Below are 24,093 nucleotides of genomic sequence, written 5' to 3' on the forward strand. Positions count from 1 at the left end.
CGCGGGAGCGGACGACGTCCATCGCCAAGGTCTTCACGGACCACTAGCTCGAACAGGACGCCAAAAGAAGAAGCAAGGGTGACCGGGAGTGCGTCATAGGTGACGCAGTGCCCATCCTCGATGGCGGAGGAGTCCTGTGCGCACGGTCGCGGATGCCCGGTTATACATTCGACCGCGCCGTTGGCATGTTGAAGTCTTGAGGCCGTACTCTGGTGTGTAGGCAACGCACGTCGTCCGTACGTCACTTCGTAGTGAAGTAGCCTCTGACCAGCGGATACGTCACCTTTGGAGACCCCCAGTCTTTCAATGTATCTATCGTGGGAAGTTGGGATACTTCGATCGGGCGCTGCTCGTCTACGGTCGCGGCGGCCAGGAGTGCGTGCGCTGCGGCGGCGAGATCGTCAAGCTCACCGTCGGCGGACGCGGCACCCACTTCTGCCCGCAGTGCCAGAAGGCGCCGCGGTACCGGTGAGCTGACGTGCGCTCACCTCACGGCCGGGGTCGTCTCACGTCCGACGACCGTCCGCCTCGGCGTCGGGATCATCGGGCTCGTGCCCGATCGGCGGGGGAGCGTCCCCGCCCTTCCCGACCCCGGTCCGGGCCCGGCCGGCCCCCACACGGTCCGAACCGTCTGAGCCGTCCGGCCCGTCCCCGTCGGTCGGGACCTGACTGAGCTCCGAGGTCGCCAGACCGAAGGCCTGACCGTCGTACTCGTTGACGCCGGTGGCCACGGACTGGTCGAGCAGGTGGGTCGCGAGCTCCCGTTGGATGACCAGCGGATCCTGGCAGAGGTCCTTCCACAGCGCGACGCAGAGGAGGAGCATGACGATGACGAACGGCAGCGCGGAGACGATCGTGATGTTCTTCAGCCCGTTGAGCGCCTCGGCGGGGTCACTGCCCCCGGCGAGAAGCATGACGGCGGCCACCGCACCGGTCGCGACACCCCAGAAGATGACGAGCCGCCGGCCCGGTTCGAGGGCACCGTTGGCCGAGAGCGTGCCCATGACGATCGACGCGGAGTCGGCACCGGTGACGAAGAAGATCGCGATGAGGATGACGGTGACGATCATGAGGATGATCGCGATGAGATTGGGCAGGGGAAGCGCGCCGAGGAGGTCGAAGAGGATCGTGTCCATCTTGATGTCCGGTTCACCGTCGACGATGCTTGCGAGCGCCCTGACCGTGCCCTCACCGCGTTCCGCGCGCTCCTGGATGCCGATGGCGCCGCCGCCGAAGATCGCGAACCAGATCGTCGAGACGACCGAGGGGACGATGAGGACGCCGGTGACGAACTGGCGCACCGTCCGACCGCGGGAGATACGGGCGATGAAGAGGCCGACGAAGGGCGACCACGAGATCCACCATGCCCAATAGAAGACCGTCCACGACGAGAGCCATTCGTTGACGCCGACTCCGTTCGCTGCCGTCCGTGAGGCCATCTGCGGCAGATCCTCGATGAACGACCCGACGGCGGAGGGGACGACGTTGAGGATGAACAGGGTCGGCCCGCCGATGAAGACGATGAGGGCGACGATGACGGCGAGGACCATGTTGATGTTCGACAGCCACTGGATGCCCTTCTCCACCCCGGAGACCGCCGAGGCGACGAACGCCGCGGTGAGGATCGCGATGATGACGACGAGGATGGGGGAGGAGACGTCGGAGAGGATGCCCGCGGTCTCGATGCCGCCGCCGATCTGGATCGCGCCGAGCCCGAGCGAGCACGCTGAACCGAAGAGGGTGGCGAGGATCGCGAGGATGTTGATGAACTTCCCGCCGATGCCGTTGACGACGCGCTCGCCGAAGAGCGAGGTGAACATCGAGGAGAAGAGCTGCGAGCGCCCGAGCCGGAACGACCCGTAGGCGACGCCGAGGCCGACGATCGCGTACATCGCCCACGGGTAGAGCGTCCAGTGGAAGAGCGTCGTGCCCATGGCTGTGCCCATCGCCTCGGCGGTCGAACCGTCGACGGTCGCCGGTGGGGGAGACATGTAGAAGAAGAGGGGCTCGCCCACACCGGAGAAGACGAGACCGATGCCCATGCCGGTGGCGAACATCATCGCGATCCACGAGGAGGTCCGGAACTCCGGGGTCTCGCCGTCCTTGCCGAGCGGGATCCGGCCGAAGCGGCTGACGGCGACGACGATGACGAAGATCGTGAACACGGTGGCGGCGATGACGAAGAGCCACCCGAAGTTGTCCATCACCCCGGTCAGCGCGGCACCGGCGACGACGCCGAGGCTCTCAGGAGAGATGAACCCCCAGACGACGAAGGCGACGGCGATGAAGCCGGCGGTGAAGAAGACGGTCTTGTCGAGTCCGATCCGGCGCAGATAGCGCTTCTTCGTCGGCGGGTTCTGCAGATGGGTGATGAGTTCGCGGGTCCTGTCGAAGCCGTTCGTCGCTGAGGTGGTCGTGGACTCGTCGGGGGAATCGCTCATGGGTTCGGTTGCCGCGACTGCGCCTCTGTGCGGCGATCCTTCCTTGGTCTCGACGGCGGTGGAGCTTATGCAGGCGGCACCGGATAGGCGACGTGAGAGGCAGACTACCAAAATGTGTGACGTGGGCAACAGGGTGAGCGGGGCGATGCCCGCAATCCCGCTATGCTTAAGGGCACGATGCATCTCAAAAGCCTGACCCTGCGCGGATTCAAATCCTTCGCCTCGGCCACGACCCTGAAGTTCGAGCCGGGCATCACCTGCGTCGTCGGACCCAACGGATCAGGCAAGTCCAACGTCGTCGACGCGCTGTCCTGGGTGATGGGCGAACAAGGCGCGAAGAACCTGCGCGGCGGGAAGATGGACGACGTCATCTTCGCCGGCACCTCGAAGCGCCAGGCCCTCGGCCGCGCCGAGGTGACCCTGACCATCGACAACTCCGACGGAGCCATCCCCGTCGACTACACCGAGGTGACGATCTCCCGCACCCTCTTCCGCACCGGTGGCAGTGAATACGCCGTCAACGGGGCACCCGCCCGCCTCCTCGACATCCAGGAGCTCCTCAACGACTCCGGCCTCGGCAAGGAGATGCACGTCATCGTCGGCCAGGGCCGCCTCGACGCGATCCTCCATGCCGACCCCATCGAGCGCCGCAGCTTCATCGAGGAGGCCGCCGGCGTCCTCAAGCACCGCCGCCGCAAGGACAAGGCCGTCCGCAAGCTCACCGGCCTGCAGACGAACCTCGACCGCCTCGGCGATCTGCGCACCGAACTCAACCGGCAGCTCGGACCGCTCGGACGCCAAGCCCAGGCCGCCGCCCGGGCCGCCACCGTCCAGGCCACCCTTCGCGATTCCACCGCCCGGCTGCTGGCCGACGATGCCGTGCGCCTCCAGGCCTCCCTCTTCGCCGCCTCCGACGGGGGTGGCGACCACACCGAGCGGATCGCCGACCTCGAAGCCCGCCGCACGCAGACGGAATCCCGGCTGAACGAGATCGAGACCCGCCTGACCACCGTCGAGGGCGACCTCGAAGCGATGCGAACCGCGGAGTCCCGCACCCAGACCCAGGCCGTGCGCGCCAGCGGCCTGGCCAGCCGCGCCGGAGACAAGCGCGCCCACCTCCTCTCCGAGGTCACGAGCCTCGGCCGCCGGGAGGGACGCTCACCCGCCGAGCTGCGCAGCCAGGCCGACGGCATCAGGGACGAACTCGGCGCCGCCGAGGAGGCCGTCACCGAATCGACGACCGCTCTCGAGGCCGCGAACACCCGCAAGGAGGAGCTCACCGCGGCCCTGCGGGAGGCCGAGGCCGAGGTGAAGTCCGCGCAGATCGCCATCACCGAGGCGGTGAAGAACCGCTCGACCCTCCACTCCCGCCAGGAGCAGGCACAGGCCCGCATCACCGACCTCGAATCCCGGATCGAAGCCGGGCGCACCGAGATCACGACGATCGAAGCCCGCCTCGCCGACCGCCGTGAGGCCCTCACCGTGGCCGAAGACGCGGTCGAGAACGTCGAAGAGGGCGAGAGCACCCTCGATGAGACCTACGAGACGGCGAAGGCCGCCCAGACCGCGCTCGAAGACGCACTCGCCGAGCAGAAGGCCAGGCGCGCCGACGCGAGCTCGGAGCTCGCCTCTGCCCGGGCCCGAGCGGAGGCGCTCGCCCTGGGCACCGCGCTCGAGGCCGACCTCGACGACATCGTCTCCTCCGGACTGCCCGGCGTACGGACCGCCGTGACCGAGCGGCTGACCGTGACCACCGGCTATGAGATGGCCGTGGCCGCCGCCCTGTCGACGACGGTCAGCGGCGTCATCGTCGACTCCCCGCAGGCCGCGCTCACGGTGCTCGACCACCTCGGCGAAGACACGAACGTGTCCCTGACGATCCCGACGGGACCCCGCCCCGAACCCGACGGTGCTCCGGGGCTCGCTGAGGCGACCGCCTCGGCGGGGGGATCCGGCAAGGGTGGAGACCAAGCACCGGAGGCGACGCGCCTCGCCGACGTCGTCGGTGCCGACGATCCCGACCTCGAGGGGCTCGTCAAGTCCGCCCTCTCCTCCGTCGTCTGCACTCCGGATGCGGCCGCCGCGCTCGCCGTCGTCGACGCGCACCCGCAGCTCACCGCAGTCACCGTCCACGGCGAGGTCATCACCTCGACCAGGGTGAGCCGGACCCGCACCGCCTCGGGCACGAGGCTCGCCTCCCAGACGGCGCTCGCCGAGACCGAGGAGACGATCGCCGGCCTCGAGGCGACCGTGGCCGGACTCGACGCGGAGATCACCGCCACCGAAGCCGAACTCGCCGAGGCGAAGCCCGTCACCGCCGCAGCGCTCGAGGCCCTCCACTCCTCGGACGCGCAGATCATGGCCGCCGCCGAGGAGGTCTCCCGCATCGCTGGGGAGATCAGCGCCGACGAGACCCGGCTGGCCCGGGCCGCCGACAACGACGCAGAACTCCACCGCCGACTCGCCGCCTCCCGGCAGGAGGCCGACGCCGCCGAGGCGGCACTGGCCGGAGCCGAGGACGTCGACGAGGTCGTCGACACCACCCGCCGCGACGACCTCAGCCGGCAGGTCTCCCAGACCTCTGAGGACGTCATCGAGACCCGCATCGCGCACAAGTCCGCGACCGACCGGGCGCGGTTCCTCCGCGACCGCGTCGACTCCCTGCTGCGCCAGGCCACCGCCGAGGAGGCGGCCCGCGAACAGGCCCAGCGGACGATCGCCCGCAAGACCACCGCAGCCGCCTCGGCGCAGGCGATCGCCGAAGTCGCCGAGGAGGCGGCGGCGCTGGCGACCGCCACGGTGGCCGAGCTCGGGGAGTCCATCGAGGTCCTCGTCACCGAGCGCGCGGGCCTGCGGGAGGAGAAGGGCCGCCTCGGCGAGGAGCTGAGCACGACGCGGAAGGAACTCGGCAGGCTCAAGGACGCCGCCGCCGAAGCCGAACTCGCGAAGGAGAGGTACAGGCTCAAGCTCGAGGAGATCGAGCACCGCGCCGAACAGGAGACGGGGCTCTCGATCGAGCGCCTCATCGAGGCCTACGGCCCCGACACCCCCGTTCCCGGGTTCGAAGACGGCGAGGAGGAGCGGCCCTACGTCCGCGCCGAGGTCGAGAAGCGGCACAAGGAGGCGACGAAGCAGCTCAACCGGATCGGCACAGTCAACCCGCTCGCGCTCGAGGAGTACGAAGCGCTCAAGGAGCGCCACCAGTTCCTCGAGAAGCAGATCGCCGACATCGAATCCTCCCGCAAGGACCTCATGCAGCTTGTCGAGGAGGTCGACCGTCACGTCGAACGCGTCTTCGCCGAGGCCTACGCCGACACCGCGCGCGAATTCGAGGACATCTTCTCCCGTCTCTTCCCCGGCGGTGAGGGACGATTGAGCCTTACCGACCCCGACGACATGCTCACCACCGGCGTCGACGTCCACGCCCGGCCCGCGGGGAAGAAGGTCAAGCGGCTGTCGCTGCTCTCCGGCGGGGAGCGCTCGCTCGTGGCCGTGGCCATGCTCGTCGCGATCTTCAAGGCCCGGCCGAGTCCGTTCTACGTCATGGACGAGGTCGAGGCCGCCCTCGACGACCTCAACCTCTCCCGCCTGCTCACGGTGTTCCGGGAGCTGCAGGACTCGAGCCAGCTCATCGTCATCACCCACCAGAAGCGGACGATGGAGATCGCCGACGCCCTCTACGGGGTGACGATGCACGGCGACGGGGTCTCGAAGGTGATCTCCCAGCGGATCCCCTCCCAGTCCGAGCAGTCCGCGCCAGCAGGTCACTGATGCCTCGTCGGAGGCTCCGAACCGGAGATGCTCAGGGGAGTCCCAGGGAATTCTCCAGCAGCCACACGACCCCGGATCGCTCATGCCCTGTGCAGGGACTATAGACTTGTCGGACGAAGGAGCACTGTCGGAGAACATGAGGAGCGGGACGTCCATGGCCGAGTCGGCTGAACCACGGGGTGACTGCCCGGCATGAATGCAGTTCTCGTCGTCATCGTCGGCCTCGCCATCTCCTTCGCCCTCGCCCTCGTCGTCGTCCTCCTCGTCGCCCTCCCCGGGCTGCGGGCGGAAGGCCGCCTGAAGTACTCCTCTGACGTGCAGCGGTTCCGTCTGCCGGGCCAGTGGACCGGCTACGACGACGAAGTCCACGAGTTCTTCGGTCACGACGACGGCACCTCCCACCTCGCCACGCGCGAGCAGGCGGCCGTCACCGCGATCCGCGACCACTCCTATGTGCTCCGGCCCCAGCCGCGCCGCCATGCGGCCCCGTCGCTGCTCACGGTCAGGCCGCGCACCCGCCACTGGAAGATCCCCGAATCGGGCACCGGCTGGCGCACCACCGCCGGTCTGCTCTTCAGCTCCCGCGGCACCTGAGACCACACCTCACCGCCGTGGGCACTGTCCTGCCCTCGCGCGGTCCAGCCCGTGGCACAGTCACGGGGCCCAGACCGTAACGCGTTACGGTGCACAAGACAGCAGACCAAGGAGGACGTCCCGCAATGGACCAGCCGATCATCCTGCTCATCGTCGCAGCCATCGTCTTCATCCTCGTCGTGGCGCTGGGCATCAGCCTGCGCATCAACGCCCGACGCAAGGGGCTCGGCGAGGACCGGTCGATCGACGCCGACTTCACCGGCGAGCTCTCGATCGATGAGATCTCCGAGACCGTCACGAAGGAGAGGGAGAAAGCCGCCGGCTCCGAGGTTCCCACCGAACCGGCGAGCCGCCTCGTCCGGCTGCGCGAGAGGCTCGCGAAGTCGAACTCCGGCCTCGGCCGTGGTCTGCTCAACCTCCTCTCCCGCGACACCCTCGACGAGGCGACGTGGGAGGAGATCGAGGACACCCTCATCCTCGCCGACGTCGGCGTCGAACCGACCGCCGAACTCGTCGACACCCTGCGCGAGCGGGTCAAGGTGCTCGGCACCCGCGACCCCGAGGAGGTCAGGGGACTGCTGCGCGAGGAGCTCGTCAAGCTCGTCGACCCGACGATGGACCGCGAGCTCGCGACTGCGCACACCGCCGGCGACCCGGCCGTCATGCTCGTCGTCGGCGTCAACGGCGCCGGGAAGACGACGACCGTGGGCAAGATCGCCCGCGTCCTCGTCGCCGAGGACAAGTCCGTCCTCCTCGGTGCCGCCGACACGTTCCGTGCGGCCGCCGCCGAGCAGCTGACGACGTGGGGCTCGCGTGTCGGCGTCGAGACCGTCCGCGGCGAGGAGGGTGCCGACCCCGCCTCGGTCGCCTACGCCGCCGTCGAGCAGGGCAAGGCCGAGGACGCCGACGTCGTCCTCATCGACACCGCCGGGCGTCTGCAGAACAAGGTCGGGCTCATGGACGAGCTGCGCAAGGTCAAGCGCGTGGCCACCCGTCCCCTCGGGGAGGGCCACGACATCGACGAGGTCCTCCTCGTCCTCGATGCGACGACCGGTCAGAACGGGATGCAGCAGGCGAAGGTCTTCGCCGAGGCGGTCGACATCACCGGCATCGTGCTCACGAAGCTCGACGGCACCGCGAAGGGCGGCATCGTCATCGCAGTCCAGCGGGAGCTCGGAGTCCCGGTCAAGCTCATCGGCCTCGGCGAGGGAGCCGACGACCTCGCCCCGTTCACGGCCGAGGGCTTCGTCGACGCCCTCCTCGACTGAGGGCCGCGGGCACCCTCGACTGAGGCGGCGACTCTGCCTCTGTCCAGCCGCTGAGACGGCTTTCAGAACGAGTTCGCGACTGCATTCACCACATCTGACCTGGGATTCCACCTCTCCTGAGGTCCGTGTCACATACTCGAAACATAAGCGAATCATTCCTGTGACGTCGCCAGTCGAGACTGGTCTCGTTCGGTTCGAACCGGAGCCGACTGAGACGAATGAGAGACGACGACATGGAACTCGATGCAGTGAATGTGTGGATGATGGTCGCCGCAGGGCTCGTGCTGCTGATGACCCCCGGTGTGGCCTTCTTCTACGGAGGGATGACTCGGATCAGCTCGAGCATCAACATGATGATGATGGTCTTCTCGGCGATGGCCGTCGGGGCGCTGGTCTGGGTGCTCTACGGGTACGGGCTGAGCTCGGGCGAGTCGATCGGCGGCATCGTCGGCAACCCGCTCAGCCAGATCGGCCTCTCCGGCGCGGTGGCGGGTGAACCTGAGACGCTCATCTCGATCGGCTTCGGTGCGACCTTCGCAATGATCGCGATCGCCCTCATCGCCGGAGCCGTGGCCGACCGGGCGAAGTTCTCCACCTGGCTCGTCTTCGCCGCCCTCTGGGTCACCTTCGTCTACTGCCCGCTCGCCTTCATGGTCTGGGGTGATGGGATACTCACCGCCGACGGCGCGATCGGCAGCGTCTTCGGTGCCGCGATCGACTTCGCCGGAGGCACCGTCGTCCACATCAACGCCGGCATCTCCGCCCTCGTCCTCGTCGTCGTCATGGGCCGCCGGGTCCGCTACTCGACGCCGCACAAGCCGCACAACATCCCCATCACCGTCCTCGGCGCAGCACTGCTGTGGTTCGGCTGGTTCGGGTTCAACGGCGGCGCCGCCTCGACGATCGAGCAGGCCGGGCTCATCTGGGTCAACACCCTCGTCGCTCCTGCCGCCGGCATGATCACGTGGATCACCATCGAACGTCTGCGCGCCTCGCGTCCGAGCAGCATCGGCAGCGTCTCGGGCCTCATCGCCGGTCTCGTCGCGATCACCCCGGCCTGCGCCGACGTCGAACCCTACGCCGCGATCCTCATCGGCGTCGCCGCCGGCGCCGGAGCCTACTTTGCGGTCGTCGCGAAGAACCGCCTGCGCTACGACGACGCGCTCGACGTCGTCGCCGTCCACCTCGTCGCCGGCATCATCGGCACGGTGATGATCGGGTTCTTCGCGATCCCCACCGAGGAGACCGCGGCCGGACTCTTCTACGGCGGGGGCTTCGGACTCCTCGTCGCCCAGATCGTCGCCTGCCTCGTCGCCCTCGTCTACGCCGGAGCCGTCACCCTCGTCATCTCGCTCGTGCTGCGGAAGACCATGGGACTGCGGATCGATCCGCGCGACGAACTCGACGGCATCGACACCATCGAACACGCGGAGCGGGCCTACTCCTTCCGCTGACCCGAGACTCCCGTCAGGGGGCCGGTCGGTCTCGCCGGCCGCCTCGACGGGGGAGTACGCCGGAGTGCTCACAGACCACCCCACCCGAGGTCCCAGCAGACGACTCGGGTGGGGTGCTCTGGCGTCGGGGAAGGGGGCCGCGGGATTCGGAGCCTCCCAGGCGGAGTTGTTAGTCTAGAGAGTCGACCATTGCATACGAAGAAGGCTTGCACGTGTTCAACTCCCTCTCCGACAGGCTCACCGCGACGTTCAAGAATCTCCGCGGCAAGGGCAGGCTCTCGGAAGCCGATGTCGATGCCACTATCCGCGAGATCCGCCGCGCGCTCCTCGACGCCGACGTGGCGCTGCCCGTCGTCCGCGCGTTCACGGGGCGGATCCGCGAACGGGCGCTGTCGGAAGAGGTCTCGGGTGCCCTCAACCCGGGTCAGCAGGTCGTCAAGATCGTCAATGAGGAACTCGTCGGCATCCTCGGCGGACAGACGCGGCGGCTGACCTTCGCCAAGCGCCCGCCGACGGTGATCATGCTCGCCGGCCTCCAGGGTGCCGGCAAGACGACGCTCGCGGGCAAGCTCGCTCACTGGCTCAAGTCCGAGGGCCACCGCCCGATGCTCGTCGCCGCCGACCTCCAGCGGCCCAATGCGGTGGGCCAGCTCCAGATCGTCGGTGAGCGTGCCGGTGCCGTCGTCTACGCGCCCGAACCGGGCAACGGCGTCGGCGACCCGGTCAAGGTCGCCACCGACGCCATCGACGTCGCAAAGTCGAAGCTCCACGATGTCGTCATCGTCGACACCGCAGGCCGCCTCGGCATCGACGAGGAGCTCATGCAGCAGGCCGCGGACATCCGCGCGGCGGTCAACCCCGACGAGGTCCTCTTCGTCATCGACGCGATGATCGGTCAGGACGCCGTGACGACCGCCGAGGCGTTCCTTCAGGGCGTCGACTTCACCGGTGTCGTGCTCTCGAAGCTCGACGGCGACTCCCGCGGTGGTGCCGCGCTCTCGGTCGCCGAGGTGACCGGCAAGCCGATCATGTTCGCCTCGACCGGTGAGTCGATGACCGACTTCGAGCCGTTCCACCCCGACCGGATGGCCGACCGCATCCTCGACATGGGCGACATCCTCACCCTCATCGAGCAGGCCGAGAAGAACTTCGACGAGAAGGAGACCGCGAAGCTCCAGAAGAAGTTCGAGTCCGGCGAGGACTTCGACCTCAACGACTTCCTCACCCAGATGGCCGGTCTGCGGAAGATGGGCTCGATGAAGAAGATGCTCGGCATGATGCCGGGCATGAGCCAGTACAAGGACCAGATCGAGAACTTCGACGAGCGCGAGGTCGACCGGGTCGAGGCGATCGTGAGATCGATGACACCGTACGAGCGCAGCAACCCGAAGGTCCTCAACGGATCACGTCGCGCCCGCATCGCCAAGGGCGCCGGCACCACGGTGACCGCGGTCAACCAGCTCATGGAGCGCTTCACGCAGGCGCAGAAGCTCATGCGCGGCATGGGCCGCGGCGGCGGTATGCCGGGGATGCCCGGGATGGGCGGCATGCCCGGAATGGGCGGACTGCCCGGTGGGGGAGGCCCCAACCGGAAGAAGAAGGCCGCGGGGAAGAAGAAGGGCCGCAAGGCCGGCCAGTCGGGCAACCCGGCCAAGCGCGCCGAGCAGGCCCAGGCCGCCCAGGACCGGAAGGCGGGGAAGACGAAGGACCCGGTCGGTTCCGCGTTCGGCGGCGTCGACCTCGGCGGGGATGAGGACTTCGATCTCGCGAAGCTGCCGAAGGGATTCGGCGGCATGTTCCCAGGTGGAAAGAAGTAGCCCTTTCTGGCACAATGATCTCTTGTACTTTCGCCTCGGCGCGGGCCCTCTCTTCTGCCTCGAGTCGATAGTCCAGGTCGCAGACTCCGCCACGTCAACCCCACGACTGTGCGGTGCCTCTGTGCAAACAGAACACAAAAGGAGACACCACTACAGTGGCAGTCAAGATTCGTCTGACCCGCATCGGCAAGGTCCATGCACCCTTCTACCGTGTCGTCGTCGCCGACTCGCGCACCCGTCGCGACGGTCGCGCGATCGAGGAGATCGGCATCTACCAGCCGCTCAGCGACCCCTCGGTCATCAAGATCGACTCGGAGCGCGCGCAGTACTGGCTCTCCGTCGGCGCCCAGCCGACCGACCAGGTCCGCAACCTCCTCAAGCTGACCGGCGACTGGCAGAAGTTCACCGGTGAGGGCGAAGCCGTCAACACCGTCAAGCCGCAGCCGGAGAAGGAAGCCTACGTCGCTCCCAACGCCGACTCGGTGATCAAGGAAGCCATCACCCAGAAGGGCTCCGGCAAGGCCGACGCCGCTGAGGTCGAGGCTGAGGACACCGCTGCCGACGACGTCGCCAAGGCCGTCGAGGCCGAGGACGCCGCTCAGGCCGAAGCCGCTGAGGACAACGCCTGACATGTTGGCTGATTCGCTCGAACACCTGGTCCGCGGCATCGTCGATCATCCCGACGACGTCGCAGTTCGGTCCCGGTCGTCCCAGCGTGGGACGACGCTCGAGGTCCGGGTTCACCCCGACGACCTCGGACGTGTCATCGGCCGCGCGGGTCGCACCGCGAAGGCCCTGCGCACCGTGATCAACTCCCTCGCCGGCCGTGAGTCGGTGCGGGTGGACCTCATCGAGGCGTAGACCAACCACCGCGAAGGGGACGTCGGCCGCGTGCCGGACGTCCCCTTCGTGCATTCACCGCCGAGGCGGGGCTCGGGTCGGTGCCGACGCAACCGCTCGGTCTGAGTCCGCATGGTACGGATCGATCCATGCCATGCGGATCGGAACCGAGCGGGTGCAGCCGCAGAGGGTCCCGGCCGGAGAACTACACTGAGTGCTGAACGAGCACTCGCACACGACAAGGAGCACGCATGGACTTGGTGGTCGCCCGGCTGGGCAAACCGCACGGCATCAGAGGCGAATTCACCGTCGAGGTCCGCACCGACCGGCCCGACGAGCGGCTCGTGCCCGGGATGACCTATGCGACCGACCCGGACATCGGCGAACTCACGCTCACGTCCGCCCGCTGGCACCGCGACCGCCTGCTGCTCGCCTTCGACGAGGTCCCCGACCGGACACGCGCCGAGGAGATCCGCAACACGCTGCTCCTCGCCGAGCAGGACGACGAAGCCGACGACGAAGAGGCGTGGCTGCTCGACGACCTCATCGGACTCAAGGCGTTCGTCGGCGATGAGCAGGTCGGCGAGATCGTCGACGTCACCAACGGCACCGCCCAGGACCTCCTCCACCTCAGGCACACCGACGGCCACGAGGTCCTCATCCCGTTCGTTACCGAGATCGTCCCCGAGGTCGACACCGACGCCGGACGCATCGCGCTCACCCCGCCGGCCGGCCTCCTCGACGCCGAGTGAGCCCGGGCATGCGCATCGACGTCGTCTCGATCTTCCCCGCCTATCTCGAGGGGCTCAAGCTCTCCCTCATCGGCAAGGCCATCGAGCAGGGACTCCTCGACCTCACCGTCCACGACCTCCGCGACTTCACGTTCGACCGCCACCGCACCGTCGACGACTCGCCCTACGGGGGCGGGGCAGGCATGGTGATGAAGGCCGAGCCGTGGGCACTCGCGCTCGAGCACATCCTCGGCGAGGGGACGGGGGAGGCGACGAAGCCGATCCTCATCGTCCCGAGTCCCGCAGGTGAGGTCTTCGATCAGCGGATCGCGGAGGAGCTCGCGCACACCGAGCACCTCACGTTCGCGTGCGGACGCTACGAGGGCATCGACCAGCGCGTCCTCGACTGGGCGGGGCAGTCCTTCGAGGTGCGGCCGATGAGCATCGGCGACTACGTCCTCAACGGCGGCGAGGTCGCCTCGATGGTGATGATCGAAGCGGTCAGCCGGCTCATCCCCGGCGTCATCGGCAACCCCGAGTCCCTGACCGAAGAGAGCCACGAGGACGGCCTCCTCGAATACCCGATCTTCACCAAGCCCGCCACTTGGCGCGGCCACGACGTCCCGGAGATCCTGCTCAGCGGCAACCATGCCGCGATCGCCCGGTGGCGACGTGACCGACGTCTCGAACGCACCGCCGAGGTCAGGCCGGACCTGCTCACGGGCCTCGGTGACCTCGACGCCCGGGACCGGGAGGTCCTCGATCGGTTTGAGTCCGGGGACGGAACCGTGACAGAATAGATCGTCGCGTTTGTTGGCATCCACCTGCTTCAGGGGGATGGGTGCCCGAATCGCCCGCCGGATGGACTCCGGCGGCCAGGGGAGCGATCCCGGCAGACGAATCCGATCACCGGTCAGACCGGTCCGATATGCGTGTCCTCGACCTGAAGCAGAGGCCACAGGAGAAGCACTATGCAGAAGCTCGATGTTGTCGATGCAGCCTCGCTGAAGTCCGACGTCCCCGATTTCCGCCCCGGTGACACCCTCAACGTCCACGTCCGCGTGGTCGAGGGCAGCCGTTCGCGTATCCAGGTCTTCAAGGGCGTCGTCATCCGTCGCCAGGGCGACGGCGTTCGCGAGACGTTCACCGTTCGCAAGATCAGCTTCGGCGTCGGAGTCGAGCGCACCCTCCCGGTGCACTCGCCGATCGTCGAGCAGATCGAGGTCCTCTCCCGCGGCGACGTCCGCCGCGCGAAGCTCTACTACCTCCGCAACCTCCGCGGCAAGGCTGCTCGCATCCGCGAAAAGGCCTGATGACCGTCCGGCTCAGCGCCGCACGGACACGACATGCCGCAGCATGACGAGAACGCGACCTCCGGGTCGCGTTTTCGCATTTCCGGGATGGGGCGAGGAGGCGCGCGCGAAGGCGGCGCGTCCTCGTCCCGCCGCCTCTCGCCCACGGTGTGGAAGGTCCTCGCCGCCATCGCCGTCGTCATCGTCGTCCTCGGCGCCTCGGCGCGCGGCTTCGTCATCCAGCGCTTCACCATCCCCAGTGAGTCGATGCAGCCGACCCTCATGGCCGGCGACACGATCTCCGTGTGGCGCCCCGATGCGCTGGGCGGTCGGATCGACCGCGGCGACATCGTCGTCTTCGACGGACGCGGCTCCTTCGTCGACGACGCCCTGCCCACCCCGCTGCAGAAGATCGGCTCGTGGGTCGGCGTCGGTCCCCGCGACGTCTACTTCGTCAAACGCGTCATCGCCCTCGGCGGGGACACCGTCGAATGCTGCGATGCGCAGGGCCGACTGCTCCTCAACGGCGAACCCCTGAACGAGGAGTACGCGCCGCTGCCCGCCTCGGCGACCGAATTCTCCACCCGGATCCCCCAAGGCACCATGTGGGTGATGGGCGACAACCGGAACGACTCCGCCGATTCCCGGGCGCTGCTCGGGCGCCCCGGCGGCGGCTTCATCCCCGTCGACCGCGTCATCGGCCCGGTCATCGGTCACGGCTCCAGCATCGACTGATACGCTCGTTCCAGCCACCCCGCGCCGGTCGCGGACCCATGCGAAAGCGAACGAATGACCACCGAACCTCAGCCCTCCCCGCCCAAGTCGAAGAAGCTCCTGCGCGGCCTTGCCGAGACCGTGGTCATCATCATCATCGCCCTCCTCATCTCCACCGCGCTGAAGACCTGGGTGGTCCGATCGTTCTACATTCCCTCCGGCTCGATGATGGACACCCTGCAGATCGACGACCGGGTCCTCGTCAACCAGCTCGCCCCCAAGTTCGGCCCGGCCAACCGCGGTGACATCATCGTCTTCGACGATCCCGACGACTGGCTCACCGACGCCGAGGTGTCCGCCTACCAGCCCAACCCCGTCCTCGAATTCCTCGGCCTCGCCCCCTCCGACGCGGGCAACCAGCTCGTCAAACGCGTCATCGGGGTCGGCGGGGACACCGTCGAATGCTGCGACGCCCAGGGGAGGATCCTCGTCAACGGCACCCCCATCGAGGAGACGTATCTGCCGCCGGACACTGCGCCCTCCGAGATGGAGTTCTCCGTCACCGTGCCCGAAGGCTCCTACTGGGTGATGGGCGACAACCGGAGCAACTCCGCCGATTCGCGCTACCACCAGGACACCCAGCCGTTCGTTCCCGCCGAGAACGTCGTCGGCACCGTGTTCTTCGTCAACTGGCCGCTCAGCCACGTCCGGTGGGTCTCCACCCCCAAGGACGTCTTCGCAGACGTGCCCGATCCGCAGGGAATCACTGTCAGCTGATGACCGGACGAGGACTGCACGACCTCGGCGTCGAACGCGCACTCGCCGCCGAGGGGTATGAGATCGTCATCGGCGTCGACGAGGTGGGACGCGGAGCGCTCGCCGGACCGGTGAGCGTCGGCGTCGCCGTCTTCGAACTCGGCCCCCTGTGCGCCGCCGACGTGCCCGAGGGCATCCACGACTCCAAACAGCTCGACGGTCCCTCTCGGTCGGCGGCGACCGCTCGCGTCCAGGCATGGGCGCACGCCTCGGCCGTCGGATCGACCCTGCCTGCCGAGATCGACGCCCTCGGGATGACCATGGCCCTCAACCTCGCGGCTCGGCGGGCACTCGAGGGTGCGCTCGGCACAGCGTCCGGCGGCCCGGGTGCGGGTGCGTCGTCGCGACCGACGATGATCCTCCTCGACGGCAAGCACGACTGGCTCTCGGCTCCACTCACGCTCGACTGCCTGGGGATATTCGGGCCCGCCGCCGACATGGAGCTGCCGCCCGTGCGCACCGTGATCAAGGGCGACGGCAGCGTTCCCGTCATCGCGGCGGCGAGTATCGTGGCGAAAGTGCACCGCGACGAAACGATGATCAGCCTCGCCGAGGCGCACCCGCAGTATGGTTGGGAGTCGAACGTCGGATACGGAACCGTTCACCACCGGCAGGCCATCGCCGAGCACGGACCGAGCCTCCACCACCGGATGAGCTTCCGGCTGCACCCCGAGAACGACGCGAAGAGAGGAACGACGTGAGCACAGACGATCTCGACGACTACGAGGCCCAGCTCGAACTCCAGCTCTACAAGGAGTACCGCGATGTCGTCGGTCTCTTCGCCTACGTCGTCGAGACCGAACGCCGCTTCTACCTCGCCAACCACGTCGACCTCAAAGCGCACAACGACGCCGGCGACGTCTACTTCGAGCTCACCCTGCGCGATGCCTGGGTGTGGGACAGCTACCGGTCGGCCAGGTTCATCAAGATGGTCCACGTGCTCACGTTCAAGGACGTCAACATTGAGGAGATCGCCAAGTCCGACCTCGAGCCGCCGACCTCGATCGGGCGCTGAGCCGCCGCTGAACGGAATGCCGTCGGCGCCGAGGCTGACAGCCCTGACTCGTGCGTGATCCGGGTGTGGAGCGTCGCGCACTCATGTGCTCACGGCCTGTGGAGGCTCAACCGCTGTCCACAGGCCGTTCTCTGATGCTTCCAGACGACCACGTGCTGTGGTGGCCTGGACGGCATGGCACGGACGACGAAGACAGGACGGACTGCGCGGCCGACGGACACCCCGACCCGCGGTGACCGTCAGCTCGCCCTGGGCCGGACGGGTGAGGACCTCGCCGTCGCCCGCCTCGAGGCCGAGGGCATGGTCGTCCTCGACCGCAATGTCAGGTGCCGTGAGGGAGAGATCGACATCATCGCCCGCGACGGAGCGACCATCGTCTTCGTCGAGGTCAAGACCCGCCGCACGATGCGGCAGGGCTCACCGCTCGAAGCGATCACGCCGGTGAAGCTGCGTCGGATCAGGATGCTCTCGGGACTGTGGCTGCGCGAGCAGGCCGAGTTCTACCCTGCGACCCGCATCGACGCGATCGGCATCGTCATGTCACCGCGCCCGACCGTCACCCATGTGCGCAATGTGCAGGTCGACGCATGAGCGAACAGCTGCACATCGTCGATGACCCAGGGGATGACTGCGATGCTGTCGACGCCGACTGGAGCCCCGACGGCGACGAACCATTGGGAGTCGAGGACGCGAGGAGTGGCGAGACGACACCGGAGAAGACCGTCGTCGGACGGGCCGCCGCCGTCGCCCTCTGGGGGCTGGCCGGAAAGATCGTCTCGATCGAAGCCGTCGTCAGCGCAGGTCTTCCCGGCATCGACATCGTCGGCCTTCCCGACGCCTCGGTGAGCGAATCGCGCAAGCGGCTGCGTGCGGCGCTCGCCTTCCTCGGCATCCCGGTCGCCACCCAGCATCTGACGATCAACCTCACCCCGGGCAGTGTGCCGAAGATCGGCACCGGCTTCGATCTCGGCATCGCCGTCGCCGTGCTCAAGGCCCGCGGGATCATCAGCTCCGCCGAGACCGAGGCGGTCATCCACTGTGGGGAACTCGGCCTCGACGGCCGCATCCGACCGGTGAGCGGCGTGCTGCCGAGCCTCCATTGCGGCCTGCTCGCCGGCTTCGACCGATTCGTCGTTCCCGCCGGCAACCGGGCGGAGGCCGCGCTCATCGGAGACGTCGATGTCCTCGCGGTGTCCTCGCTGGCCGAACTCGTCAACGCCTACGGCGGCAGCCTCGCCGTTCCCGCCCTGCCACCGGTCGTCGAGGCTCCCGGACCGGGAGCGCATCCGACCGAACTCCACGACCTCGCCGAGGTGCAGGGGCAGGATGAGGCTCGGTTCGGGCTCGAGGTCGCCGCTGCGGGCGGTCACAACCTCCTCATGCGCGGCACCCCGGGCGCGGGGAAGACCCTGCTCGCTCAGTGCCTGCCCGGGATCCTCCCACCGCTCGACGACGCCCAGGCCCTCGAAGTCGCCGCGGTGCGCTCTCTGCGCGGGGAACTCGTGCCCGGTGAGGAGCTCGATCACCGGCCGCCGTTCGAGGCACCCCATCACCGGAGCACCGCCTCGGCGCTCGTGGGAGGCAGGAAGCCCGGCACGGTCGGCATCCTCAGCAAAGCCCATCGGGGTGTCCTCTTCATGGACGAGGCGCCGGAGTTCTCCCGGGACGTGCTCGAAGCGCTGCGGCAGCCGCTCGAGGCCCGTCAGGTCCACATCCACCGGGCCTGGGGGTCGATGGTGTTGCCGGCATCGTTCCAGCTCGTCATGGCCGCGAACCCGTGCCCGTGCGGGGCGGGCATGCAGGCGGGCGCGAACACGGTGTGCAACTGCACGCCGATGGACAGACGCCGGTACGGCAATCGCCTCTCCGGGCCTCTCCTCGATCGTGTCGACCTCCAGCTCGAGCTCTACCCCGTCACTCCGGCCGACCTGCGTCTCGGCGGGGAGCAGGAGTCGAGCGCAGGTGTGGCCGCACGAGTCGAGCACGCGAGGCGCGCGCAGGCGGATCGGTATGCGAACTGCGACTGGTCGCTCAATGCGATGGCACCGGGGCCGTGGCTGCGCGACCACTTCGGGATGCGACCGGCAGCTCTGCGCAGCCTCGACCGCGCGCTCGAGACGGGGAGGATCACGATGCGCGGCTACGACCGAGTGCTCCGGGTCGCCACGACCCTGACCGACCTCGCCGGGGCGGAGGCTCCCGACGCCGACCGGATCGCTGCGGCCCTCGCGCTGCGGACCCAGGAGACATGATGGACGTGACCCCGCAGCGCATCGCCGTCGCAGCACTCCTGCGGATCGGCGAACCCGGTGACGGCCTGCTCAAGGCCCTCGTCGATGCCGCGGGCCCTGTGACCGCGGTCGAACTCATCCGGGCGATCTCCTCCGGGGCGGTCGCGGTCGACGAGGTCGTCGGACGGCTCTCCGCCGAGCTCGGGGACATCACCGGTCAGGGGAGACTCCCCGAGGCGCTCGCCCGGTGGGCAGTGCGCGCCGCCGACGCCGACGGCGAACACGACCTTGAAGGCATGGCCCGCCTCGGCGGACGTCTCGTCATCCCCACCGACGACGAATGGCCGACCGCCATCGACGAACTCGGTCCCGCAGCGCCCTTGGGGCTGTGGGTGCGCGGGTCGGCGACCCTGCGCGAGGCGCTTGCGCAGGCGGTCGCCGTCGTCGGGGCGCGGGCGGCGAGCGGCTATGGGACGAAGTGCGCCTCCGACCTTGCCTGGGATCTCGCCGCCGACGGGTACACCGTCGTCTCCGGGGGAGCCTTCGGCATCGACGCGGCCGCTCACCGTGCGGCGCTCGCCCGGGAGGGCACGACGGTCGCATTCATGGCCGGGGGAGTCGACCGGTTCTATCCCGCGGCGAACTCGGACCTCTTCGCACAGGTGCTCGAGCACGGTCTCCTCGTCTCCGAGACCGCACCCGGGATGACTCCGATGCGCCACCGGTTCCTCCTACGCAACCGCCTCATCGCCGCCTCGGCGCTTGCCACGGTCGTCGTCGAGGCCGGGTGGCGCAGCGGGGCGCTCAACACCGCCAGGCACGCGCTCGAACTCTCCCGCGTCGTCGCCGCCTACCCCGGGTCGGTGTACTCGGCGTCATCGGCCGGAACGAACCGGCTCATCCGTCTGAGGGAAGCCGACCTCGTCACCGGCGCCCCCGACGTCCTCGACCTCGTCCGGCCCGAGGAGCTGCCGTTGGGCGACCTCGGCGGCAGTGCAGCCGGGGATTCCTCTCGAGCTGGTGGGGGTTCTGGAGCGGGCGGCCGCGATGACCGGGTCGACGACCTCGGCGAACGGGAGCGGATCTGCCTCAACGCGCTCTCGGCGACGAAAGCCCTCGATGTCGGCACGCTTGCGGCCAGAGCGGGCCTGACGGTGGCCGATGCGCTCTCGGCGCTCGCCCTCCTCGAGATCGAGGGACTGAGCGAACGCGACGGGCCCGGGTGGAAGAAGCTGCGCCGGCGCTGAACGAGTACGCTTGAAGCGTGACCTCATCGCCTCGCTTCCCCGAGGTGGTCGACGACTACGCCGACCACCTGCGCGCGCGTGACGTCTCCGCCCATACCCGCCGCGCCTACGTCGGTGATGTCGGCGACTTCTTCGCGCACGCCGCCCATCTGCCGGGGCGACGCGCAACCCGGACCCCCGAACAGTCACGGGAGACCGACCGGTCACGGAAGACCGACGATTCGGGTGGCGCTGGGTCAGTGGGGTCCGGACGTGGGATCGCCGTGTCCGACATCAGCCTCGACGATCTGCGGTCGTGGCTCATCGCCCTCGACGATGCGGGAGCGGCGAAGTCGACGGTGGCGCGCAAGATCGCGGCGATCAAATCGTTCTTCTCCTACTGCGTGAGCACCCACGGACTGCCGTCCAACCCGGCCGCGCGTCTGCGCACCCCGAAGAAGGACTCACGGCTGCCCACCGTGCTCAAACCCCAGCAGGCGGCCGCCCTCGTCTCGGCAGGACGCAGTGGTGACGGAGGCAATCGGCGGGGAGGAGCCGGGTCGGACCGCGCGCGTGAGGGGGCCGGAGCGACAGCGAGCAGGGGAGCGGGGGCGGACTCCCAACAGGATGAGGCCGCAGAGTCTGACGATGACGCTCAGGCGCTGCTCGCCCGGGACGCCGCCATCCTCGAGATGCTCTATGCGACGGCCGTGCGCGTATCCGAACTCTGCGGCCTCGACCGCAGCGACGTCGACCACCAGCGGTCGATGATCACCGTGCTCGGCAAGGGCGACAAGGAGCGCCGGGTGCCCTTCGGCGGCCCGGCACGCGATGCCCTCGCGATCTGGCTGAGACTGCGGGAGCGCTTCGCCACCGACAGGAGCGGTGACGCGCTCTTCCTCGGCCTGCGTGGAGGCCGAATCGGCGCCCGCCAGGTCCGCGAGCTCGTCCACCGCTACGGCGCGAACAACCCCGACGCCCCCGACATCGGACCGCACGGTCTCCGCCACTCGGCTGCCACGCACATGCTCGACAACGGTGCCGATCTGCGCCAGATCCAGGAGCTGCTCGGGCATTCGACGCTGAGCAGCACGCAGATCTACACCCATGTGTCGATGCAGCGCCTGCAGGAGACCTACCGGCAGGCCCACCCGCGGGCCTGAGCGACTCGCTCACGTCCGGCACGCGCTCACTTCCTGAACTCCCAGTGCCATGCCTCGGGCAGGGACCCTCCCTGCCGTGCCCACGACGGATGCACCCATCCGAACGTCGGAGCGTTCGCCCGCATCCACTGATGCTCGGCACTGCCGAATGAGTTGATGCCGCCCCCGAGGTCCATCGCGAGCGCCCACCCGTGGTTCGACGTCCCCGGCGTCGCCGCGAGCTTTCCCTTGCGCCGTTTGAGGATGACCTGGGTGTCGTAGTCCCGGTAGGAGTCGGTGACCGAGATCGGCCTGCCGAACCGCGCGGAGTACGCGTGGGAGAGGCGGTCGAATGCGGCCTGCGCATCGCATCGGAGCATGTGCCCGGGGGCGGTGGTGAGCGGGCACAGCGCCGAGGCGGGAATGCGCCCATTCCGGTGTCCGCCCCACCCGCCCGCACCCGAATCCGTGTCATCGCCGGCCGGCTCTTCGGCCGGCTTGCGTGCGAGCGGCAGCAGGAGGGACGCATCCTGACCGAAGAACGGCGCCGGATCGACATACGCCCGGTCGCTGTCCTTAGGCCAGACGCCGATGTGGAGGCAGGACTCCTGGCAGTGCGCGCCCGTCGAGACCGTGCCGATCTGCTCACCAGCTGCGAAGCGGTCGCCGACGGAGGCATCCGAACGCGCCGGTTGGAAGGAGACGACGTGACCGGACTCCGTCGTGATGCTCATCGTCTCGGTGCCCGCCACCGAGCCGCGGAAGCGAATGGTGCCCGCGGTCGGGGCGCGCACGGGTTCGTCGGGTACGGCCCGGACGTCGATGCCTCTGTGCCCGGCCAGCCATGTCTCCCGCGGCGGATCGAAGGCGGTGACGATCTCCATCGCCGGTACCGGCGTGACCCAGGTGGTGCCCGCGGCTCGGGAAGCCTGCGGGGAGGCGTCAGCTGCGCCCACGCCGCCGAGGGCGACGAGAACCGCGGTGACGAGGACGCTGATCCACAGCAGCGGCCTGCTCGGCAGGGGACCGGCTTTGCGTCGCCGAGGCGGACGCGCAGACGGACGCCGAGTCGGACGGGCCGACAGTCGCCGTCGCGGAAGAGGGGCAGCGCTGCGGTGGGGCGGACGAGTCGATTCGGGAACGGCCATAACGCCCATGGAAATCGATGCCGCCGGTGCTGTCAGCAGAGGATTCTCCGCCTGTGGACGACCATCGGGCGTCCACAGGCCGCGCGCACACGAGTCGGTGCCGCATGCACAGGAGAGAGCACACGAGTGGGACCACCGGACCCCCGATGGGCCGGGCTCCGCTCACCCTCGCCGGTGCCCCACACCGCGGGGAGGCATGCTGAGCGCAATGCGCGTCCACAGCCGAATGCGCACGAGTCGCGGAAGCGGGGAGCCCGCCCGAGAGCGCAGAGGCGACGCGAACCCGACGGCAGCCTCGGCGGGAGGTGGCGCAGCCGCCCGGGCACGGGACAGGCACACCCGGCGGCCGCCTCGGCGAGGGACATCCTCCGATTGGCGCAGGCTTGGCCACCCGCGATAGACTGCCCTCAGCAGAAGCGTGTCTTCTGACTACGCGTATCCGATCTCTTCTCCATCCCATGGTGCATGCGTACGCGCATGTGGGTTGGGCGAACCGGGTACCAGGAATCAACCGAAACCGCCATCGTCGCCGCCAGCCCCGTGTTGGCCGCGAACCATGGCACAACGCACCCGCAGGGTGCACGAGAAAGGAGGGCGTCGGCATGGCCGTCGTCACCATCCGCCAGCTGCTCGACAGCGGCGTTCACTTCGGACACCAGACCCGTCGTTGGAACCCGAAGATGAAGCGCTTCATCTTCACCGAGCGCAACGGCATCTACATCATCGACCTGCAGAAGTCGCTGGGCTACATCGACACCGCGTTCGAGTTCGTCAAGGAGACCGTCTCCCACGGCGGCTCCATCCTCTTCGTCGGCACGAAGAAGCAGGCCCAGGAATCGATCGCCGAGCAGGCCAAGCGCGTCGGCCAGCCGTATGTCAACCAGCGTTGGCTCGGCGGCATGCTCACGAACTTCCAGACCATCTCCCTGCGTCTGCGCCGGCTGAAGGAACTCGAAGAGATCGACTTCGACGACGTTGCGGGCTCCTCGCACACGAAGAAGGAACTCCTCATCCTCCGTCGCGAGAAGGACAAGCTCGAGAAGACCCTCGGCGGCATCCGCGACATGCAGCGCACCCCGTCCGCTGTGTGGATCGTCGACACGAAGAAGGAGCACCTCGCCGTCGACGAGGCGAAGAAGCTGGGCATCCCGGTCATCGCGATCCTCGACACCAACTGCGACCCCGACGACGTCACCTACCCGATCCCGGGCAACGACGACGCCATCCGCTCGGTCTCGCTGCTCACCCGCGTGATCGCCGACGCCGTGGCCGAGGGCCTCATCGCCCGCCACTCCGGCGACGACGAGTCCGGTGAGAAGAACGTCTCCGCCGTCGAGCCGATGCCCGAGTGGGAGCGCGAACTCCTCGAGGGCAACGCCGCCGAAGCGAACGCCGACGCCGCTGACGCCTCGACCGAAGCCTCCGCCGCTGCCACCGCAGCCGAGGCCCAGTCCGAGGAGACCACCGCCACCGACGCGACGGACGCCGCCGCCGAAGGTGCCGTCGCCGACGCCGATGCGAAGGCAGCGGACGCCGAGGGCAAGGCCGCAGCCGCCGACGCTGCCGCTGACTCCACCGAGTCCTGATCTCACT

Annotated in this window: 22 protein-coding genes; 20 read left to right on the top strand and 2 right to left on the bottom strand. The window is 68.6% G+C overall.

Translation table 11 applies throughout. From position 1 onward, the window contains the following. Window positions 1–325 precede the first annotated feature (325 nt). A complete protein-coding gene (locus BC102111_RS14750) occupies window positions 326–472 on the top strand; it encodes a zinc finger domain-containing protein (RefSeq protein WP_009378324.1) in 147 nt (48 codons plus the stop codon). Between the two features lie 34 nt (window positions 473–506). On the opposite strand, the gene BC102111_RS14755 is transcribed toward BC102111_RS14750, so the two are convergent. Further along, window positions 507–2,441 carry a BCCT family transporter gene (locus BC102111_RS14755; protein WP_009378326.1) on the bottom strand — a complete coding sequence of 645 codons (1,935 nt, stop codon included), beginning with the start codon at window positions 2,439–2,441 and terminating at the stop codon, window positions 507–509. Window positions 2,442–2,618: 177 nt separating this feature from the next. Here BC102111_RS14755 and smc point away from each other — a divergent pair, with 177 nt between their 5' ends. The 18 genes from smc to BC102111_RS18080 all read left to right on the top strand — a co-directional run bounded on the left by smc (window position 2,619) and on the right by BC102111_RS18080 (window position 21,373). After that, a complete protein-coding gene (smc, locus tag BC102111_RS14760; RefSeq protein ID WP_009378328.1) occupies window positions 2,619–6,212 on the top strand; it encodes a chromosome segregation protein SMC in 3,594 nt (1,197 codons plus the stop codon). A gap of 192 nt (window positions 6,213–6,404) precedes the next feature. Beyond that, window positions 6,405–6,806, top strand: coding sequence for a hypothetical protein (locus BC102111_RS14765; protein WP_009378330.1), 402 nt, complete (start codon window positions 6,405–6,407; stop codon window positions 6,804–6,806). Window positions 6,807–6,931: 125 nt separating this feature from the next. After that, window positions 6,932–8,074, top strand: coding sequence for a signal recognition particle-docking protein FtsY (ftsY, locus tag BC102111_RS14770; RefSeq protein WP_009378332.1), 1,143 nt, complete (start codon window positions 6,932–6,934; stop codon window positions 8,072–8,074). Between the two features lie 233 nt (window positions 8,075–8,307). Then, complete coding sequence (locus BC102111_RS14775; protein ID WP_009378335.1) at window positions 8,308–9,528, top strand: ammonium transporter; 1,221 nt, start codon at window positions 8,308–8,310, stop codon at window positions 9,526–9,528. A gap of 212 nt (window positions 9,529–9,740) precedes the next feature. Then, entirely contained in the window at window positions 9,741–11,345 is a 1,605-nt protein-coding gene (ffh, locus tag BC102111_RS14780; protein ID WP_009378336.1) for a signal recognition particle protein, read from the top strand. A gap of 155 nt (window positions 11,346–11,500) precedes the next feature. Further along, entirely contained in the window at window positions 11,501–11,974 is a 474-nt protein-coding gene (rpsP, locus tag BC102111_RS14785; RefSeq protein ID WP_009378337.1) for a 30S ribosomal protein S16, read from the top strand. 1 nt (window position 11,975) lies between these two features. Next, a complete protein-coding gene (locus BC102111_RS14790) occupies window positions 11,976–12,206 on the top strand; it encodes an RNA-binding protein (protein WP_009378338.1) in 231 nt (76 codons plus the stop codon). Between the two features lie 230 nt (window positions 12,207–12,436). Beyond that, on the top strand, window positions 12,437–12,937 hold the full coding sequence (gene rimM, locus BC102111_RS14795) for a ribosome maturation factor RimM (protein WP_009378339.1): 501 nt from the start codon (window positions 12,437–12,439) through the stop codon (window positions 12,935–12,937). A gap of 8 nt (window positions 12,938–12,945) precedes the next feature. Beyond that, the gene (gene trmD / locus BC102111_RS14800) at window positions 12,946–13,716 is read left to right on the top strand and encodes a tRNA (guanosine(37)-N1)-methyltransferase TrmD (protein ID WP_009378340.1); all 771 of its coding nucleotides are present in this window, start codon (window positions 12,946–12,948) and stop codon (window positions 13,714–13,716) included. A gap of 171 nt (window positions 13,717–13,887) precedes the next feature. Further along, on the top strand, window positions 13,888–14,229 hold the full coding sequence (gene rplS, locus BC102111_RS14805) for a 50S ribosomal protein L19 (protein WP_009378341.1): 342 nt from the start codon (window positions 13,888–13,890) through the stop codon (window positions 14,227–14,229). Between the two features lie 87 nt (window positions 14,230–14,316). Further along, window positions 14,317–14,943: a signal peptidase I gene (lepB, locus tag BC102111_RS14810; protein ID WP_040341818.1), complete on the top strand. Its 627-nt coding sequence runs from the start codon at window positions 14,317–14,319 to the stop codon at window positions 14,941–14,943. Window positions 14,944–14,997: 54 nt separating this feature from the next. Next, on the top strand, window positions 14,998–15,699 hold the full coding sequence (lepB, locus tag BC102111_RS14815; RefSeq protein ID WP_009378343.1) for a signal peptidase I: 702 nt from the start codon (window positions 14,998–15,000) through the stop codon (window positions 15,697–15,699). Further along, window positions 15,699–16,439 carry a ribonuclease HII gene (gene rnhB, locus BC102111_RS14820; protein ID WP_009378344.1) on the top strand — a complete coding sequence of 247 codons (741 nt, stop codon included), beginning with the start codon at window positions 15,699–15,701 and terminating at the stop codon, window positions 16,437–16,439. The genes lepB (BC102111_RS14815) and rnhB overlap by 1 nt, the downstream gene beginning before the upstream one ends. After that, window positions 16,436–16,753, top strand: coding sequence for a DUF2469 domain-containing protein (locus BC102111_RS14825; RefSeq protein WP_009378345.1), 318 nt, complete (start codon window positions 16,436–16,438; stop codon window positions 16,751–16,753). The genes rnhB and BC102111_RS14825 overlap by 4 nt, the downstream gene beginning before the upstream one ends. Window positions 16,754–16,927: 174 nt before the next feature. Beyond that, entirely contained in the window at window positions 16,928–17,344 is a 417-nt protein-coding gene (locus tag BC102111_RS14830; protein ID WP_009378346.1) for a YraN family protein, read from the top strand. Beyond that, window positions 17,341–19,005: a YifB family Mg chelatase-like AAA ATPase gene (locus BC102111_RS14835; RefSeq protein ID WP_009378347.1), complete on the top strand. Its 1,665-nt coding sequence runs from the start codon at window positions 17,341–17,343 to the stop codon at window positions 19,003–19,005. The genes BC102111_RS14830 and BC102111_RS14835 overlap by 4 nt, the downstream gene beginning before the upstream one ends. Next, entirely contained in the window at window positions 19,005–20,231 is a 1,227-nt protein-coding gene (gene dprA / locus BC102111_RS14840) for a DNA-processing protein DprA (protein ID WP_009378348.1), read from the top strand. Before BC102111_RS14835 ends, dprA begins: the two co-directional genes overlap by 1 nt. A 17-nt stretch (window positions 20,232–20,248) precedes the next feature. Next, window positions 20,249–21,373, top strand: coding sequence for a tyrosine recombinase XerC (locus BC102111_RS18080; RefSeq protein WP_009378349.1), 1,125 nt, complete (start codon window positions 20,249–20,251; stop codon window positions 21,371–21,373). 26 nt (window positions 21,374–21,399) lie between these two features. On the opposite strand, the gene BC102111_RS14855 is transcribed toward BC102111_RS18080, so the two are convergent. Beyond that, window positions 21,400–22,500, bottom strand: coding sequence for a peptidoglycan DD-metalloendopeptidase family protein (locus tag BC102111_RS14855; RefSeq protein WP_232252601.1), 1,101 nt, complete (start codon window positions 22,498–22,500; stop codon window positions 21,400–21,402). 602 nt (window positions 22,501–23,102) lie between these two features. Between BC102111_RS14855 and rpsB the strand changes: the two genes are divergently transcribed. Continuing rightward, complete coding sequence (gene rpsB / locus BC102111_RS14860; RefSeq protein WP_101624749.1) at window positions 23,103–24,086, top strand: 30S ribosomal protein S2; 984 nt, start codon at window positions 23,103–23,105, stop codon at window positions 24,084–24,086. Window positions 24,087–24,093: the final 7 nt, after the last annotated feature.

This window comes from Brevibacterium casei CIP 102111, assembly GCF_900169275.1.
Lineage (GTDB): Bacteria > Actinomycetota > Actinomycetes > Actinomycetales > Brevibacteriaceae > Brevibacterium > Brevibacterium casei.

Excerpts from the sequence above, each read along its gene's own strand:
- BC102111_RS14765 (WP_009378330.1), top strand. The coding sequence starts at position 6,405 with ATGAATGCAGTTCTCGTCGTCATCGTCGGCCTCGCCATCTCCTTCGCC.
- dprA (WP_009378348.1), top strand. The coding sequence starts at position 19,005 with ATGGACGTGACCCCGCAGCGCATCGCCGTCGCAGCACTCCTGCGGATC.
- lepB (WP_040341818.1), top strand. The coding sequence starts at position 14,317 with ATGGGGCGAGGAGGCGCGCGCGAAGGCGGCGCGTCCTCGTCCCGCCGC.
- BC102111_RS14835 (WP_009378347.1), top strand. The coding sequence starts at position 17,341 with ATGAGCGAACAGCTGCACATCGTCGATGACCCAGGGGATGACTGCGAT.
- BC102111_RS14830 (WP_009378346.1), top strand. The coding sequence starts at position 16,928 with ATGGCACGGACGACGAAGACAGGACGGACTGCGCGGCCGACGGACACC.
- smc (WP_009378328.1), top strand. The coding sequence starts at position 2,619 with ATGCATCTCAAAAGCCTGACCCTGCGCGGATTCAAATCCTTCGCCTCG.
- BC102111_RS14855 (WP_232252601.1), bottom strand. The coding sequence starts at position 22,500 with ATGGCCGTTCCCGAATCGACTCGTCCGCCCCACCGCAGCGCTGCCCCT.
- rimM (WP_009378339.1), top strand. The coding sequence starts at position 12,437 with ATGGACTTGGTGGTCGCCCGGCTGGGCAAACCGCACGGCATCAGAGGC.
- trmD (WP_009378340.1), top strand. The coding sequence starts at position 12,946 with ATGCGCATCGACGTCGTCTCGATCTTCCCCGCCTATCTCGAGGGGCTC.
- rplS (WP_009378341.1), top strand. The coding sequence starts at position 13,888 with ATGCAGAAGCTCGATGTTGTCGATGCAGCCTCGCTGAAGTCCGACGTC.
- BC102111_RS14755 (WP_009378326.1), bottom strand. The coding sequence starts at position 2,441 with ATGAGCGATTCCCCCGACGAGTCCACGACCACCTCAGCGACGAACGGC.
- rnhB (WP_009378344.1), top strand. The coding sequence starts at position 15,699 with ATGACCGGACGAGGACTGCACGACCTCGGCGTCGAACGCGCACTCGCC.
- BC102111_RS14790 (WP_009378338.1), top strand. The coding sequence starts at position 11,976 with ATGTTGGCTGATTCGCTCGAACACCTGGTCCGCGGCATCGTCGATCAT.
- BC102111_RS14775 (WP_009378335.1), top strand. The coding sequence starts at position 8,308 with ATGGAACTCGATGCAGTGAATGTGTGGATGATGGTCGCCGCAGGGCTC.
- rpsB (WP_101624749.1), top strand. The coding sequence starts at position 23,103 with ATGGCCGTCGTCACCATCCGCCAGCTGCTCGACAGCGGCGTTCACTTC.
- lepB (WP_009378343.1), top strand. The coding sequence starts at position 14,998 with ATGACCACCGAACCTCAGCCCTCCCCGCCCAAGTCGAAGAAGCTCCTG.
- ftsY (WP_009378332.1), top strand. The coding sequence starts at position 6,932 with ATGGACCAGCCGATCATCCTGCTCATCGTCGCAGCCATCGTCTTCATC.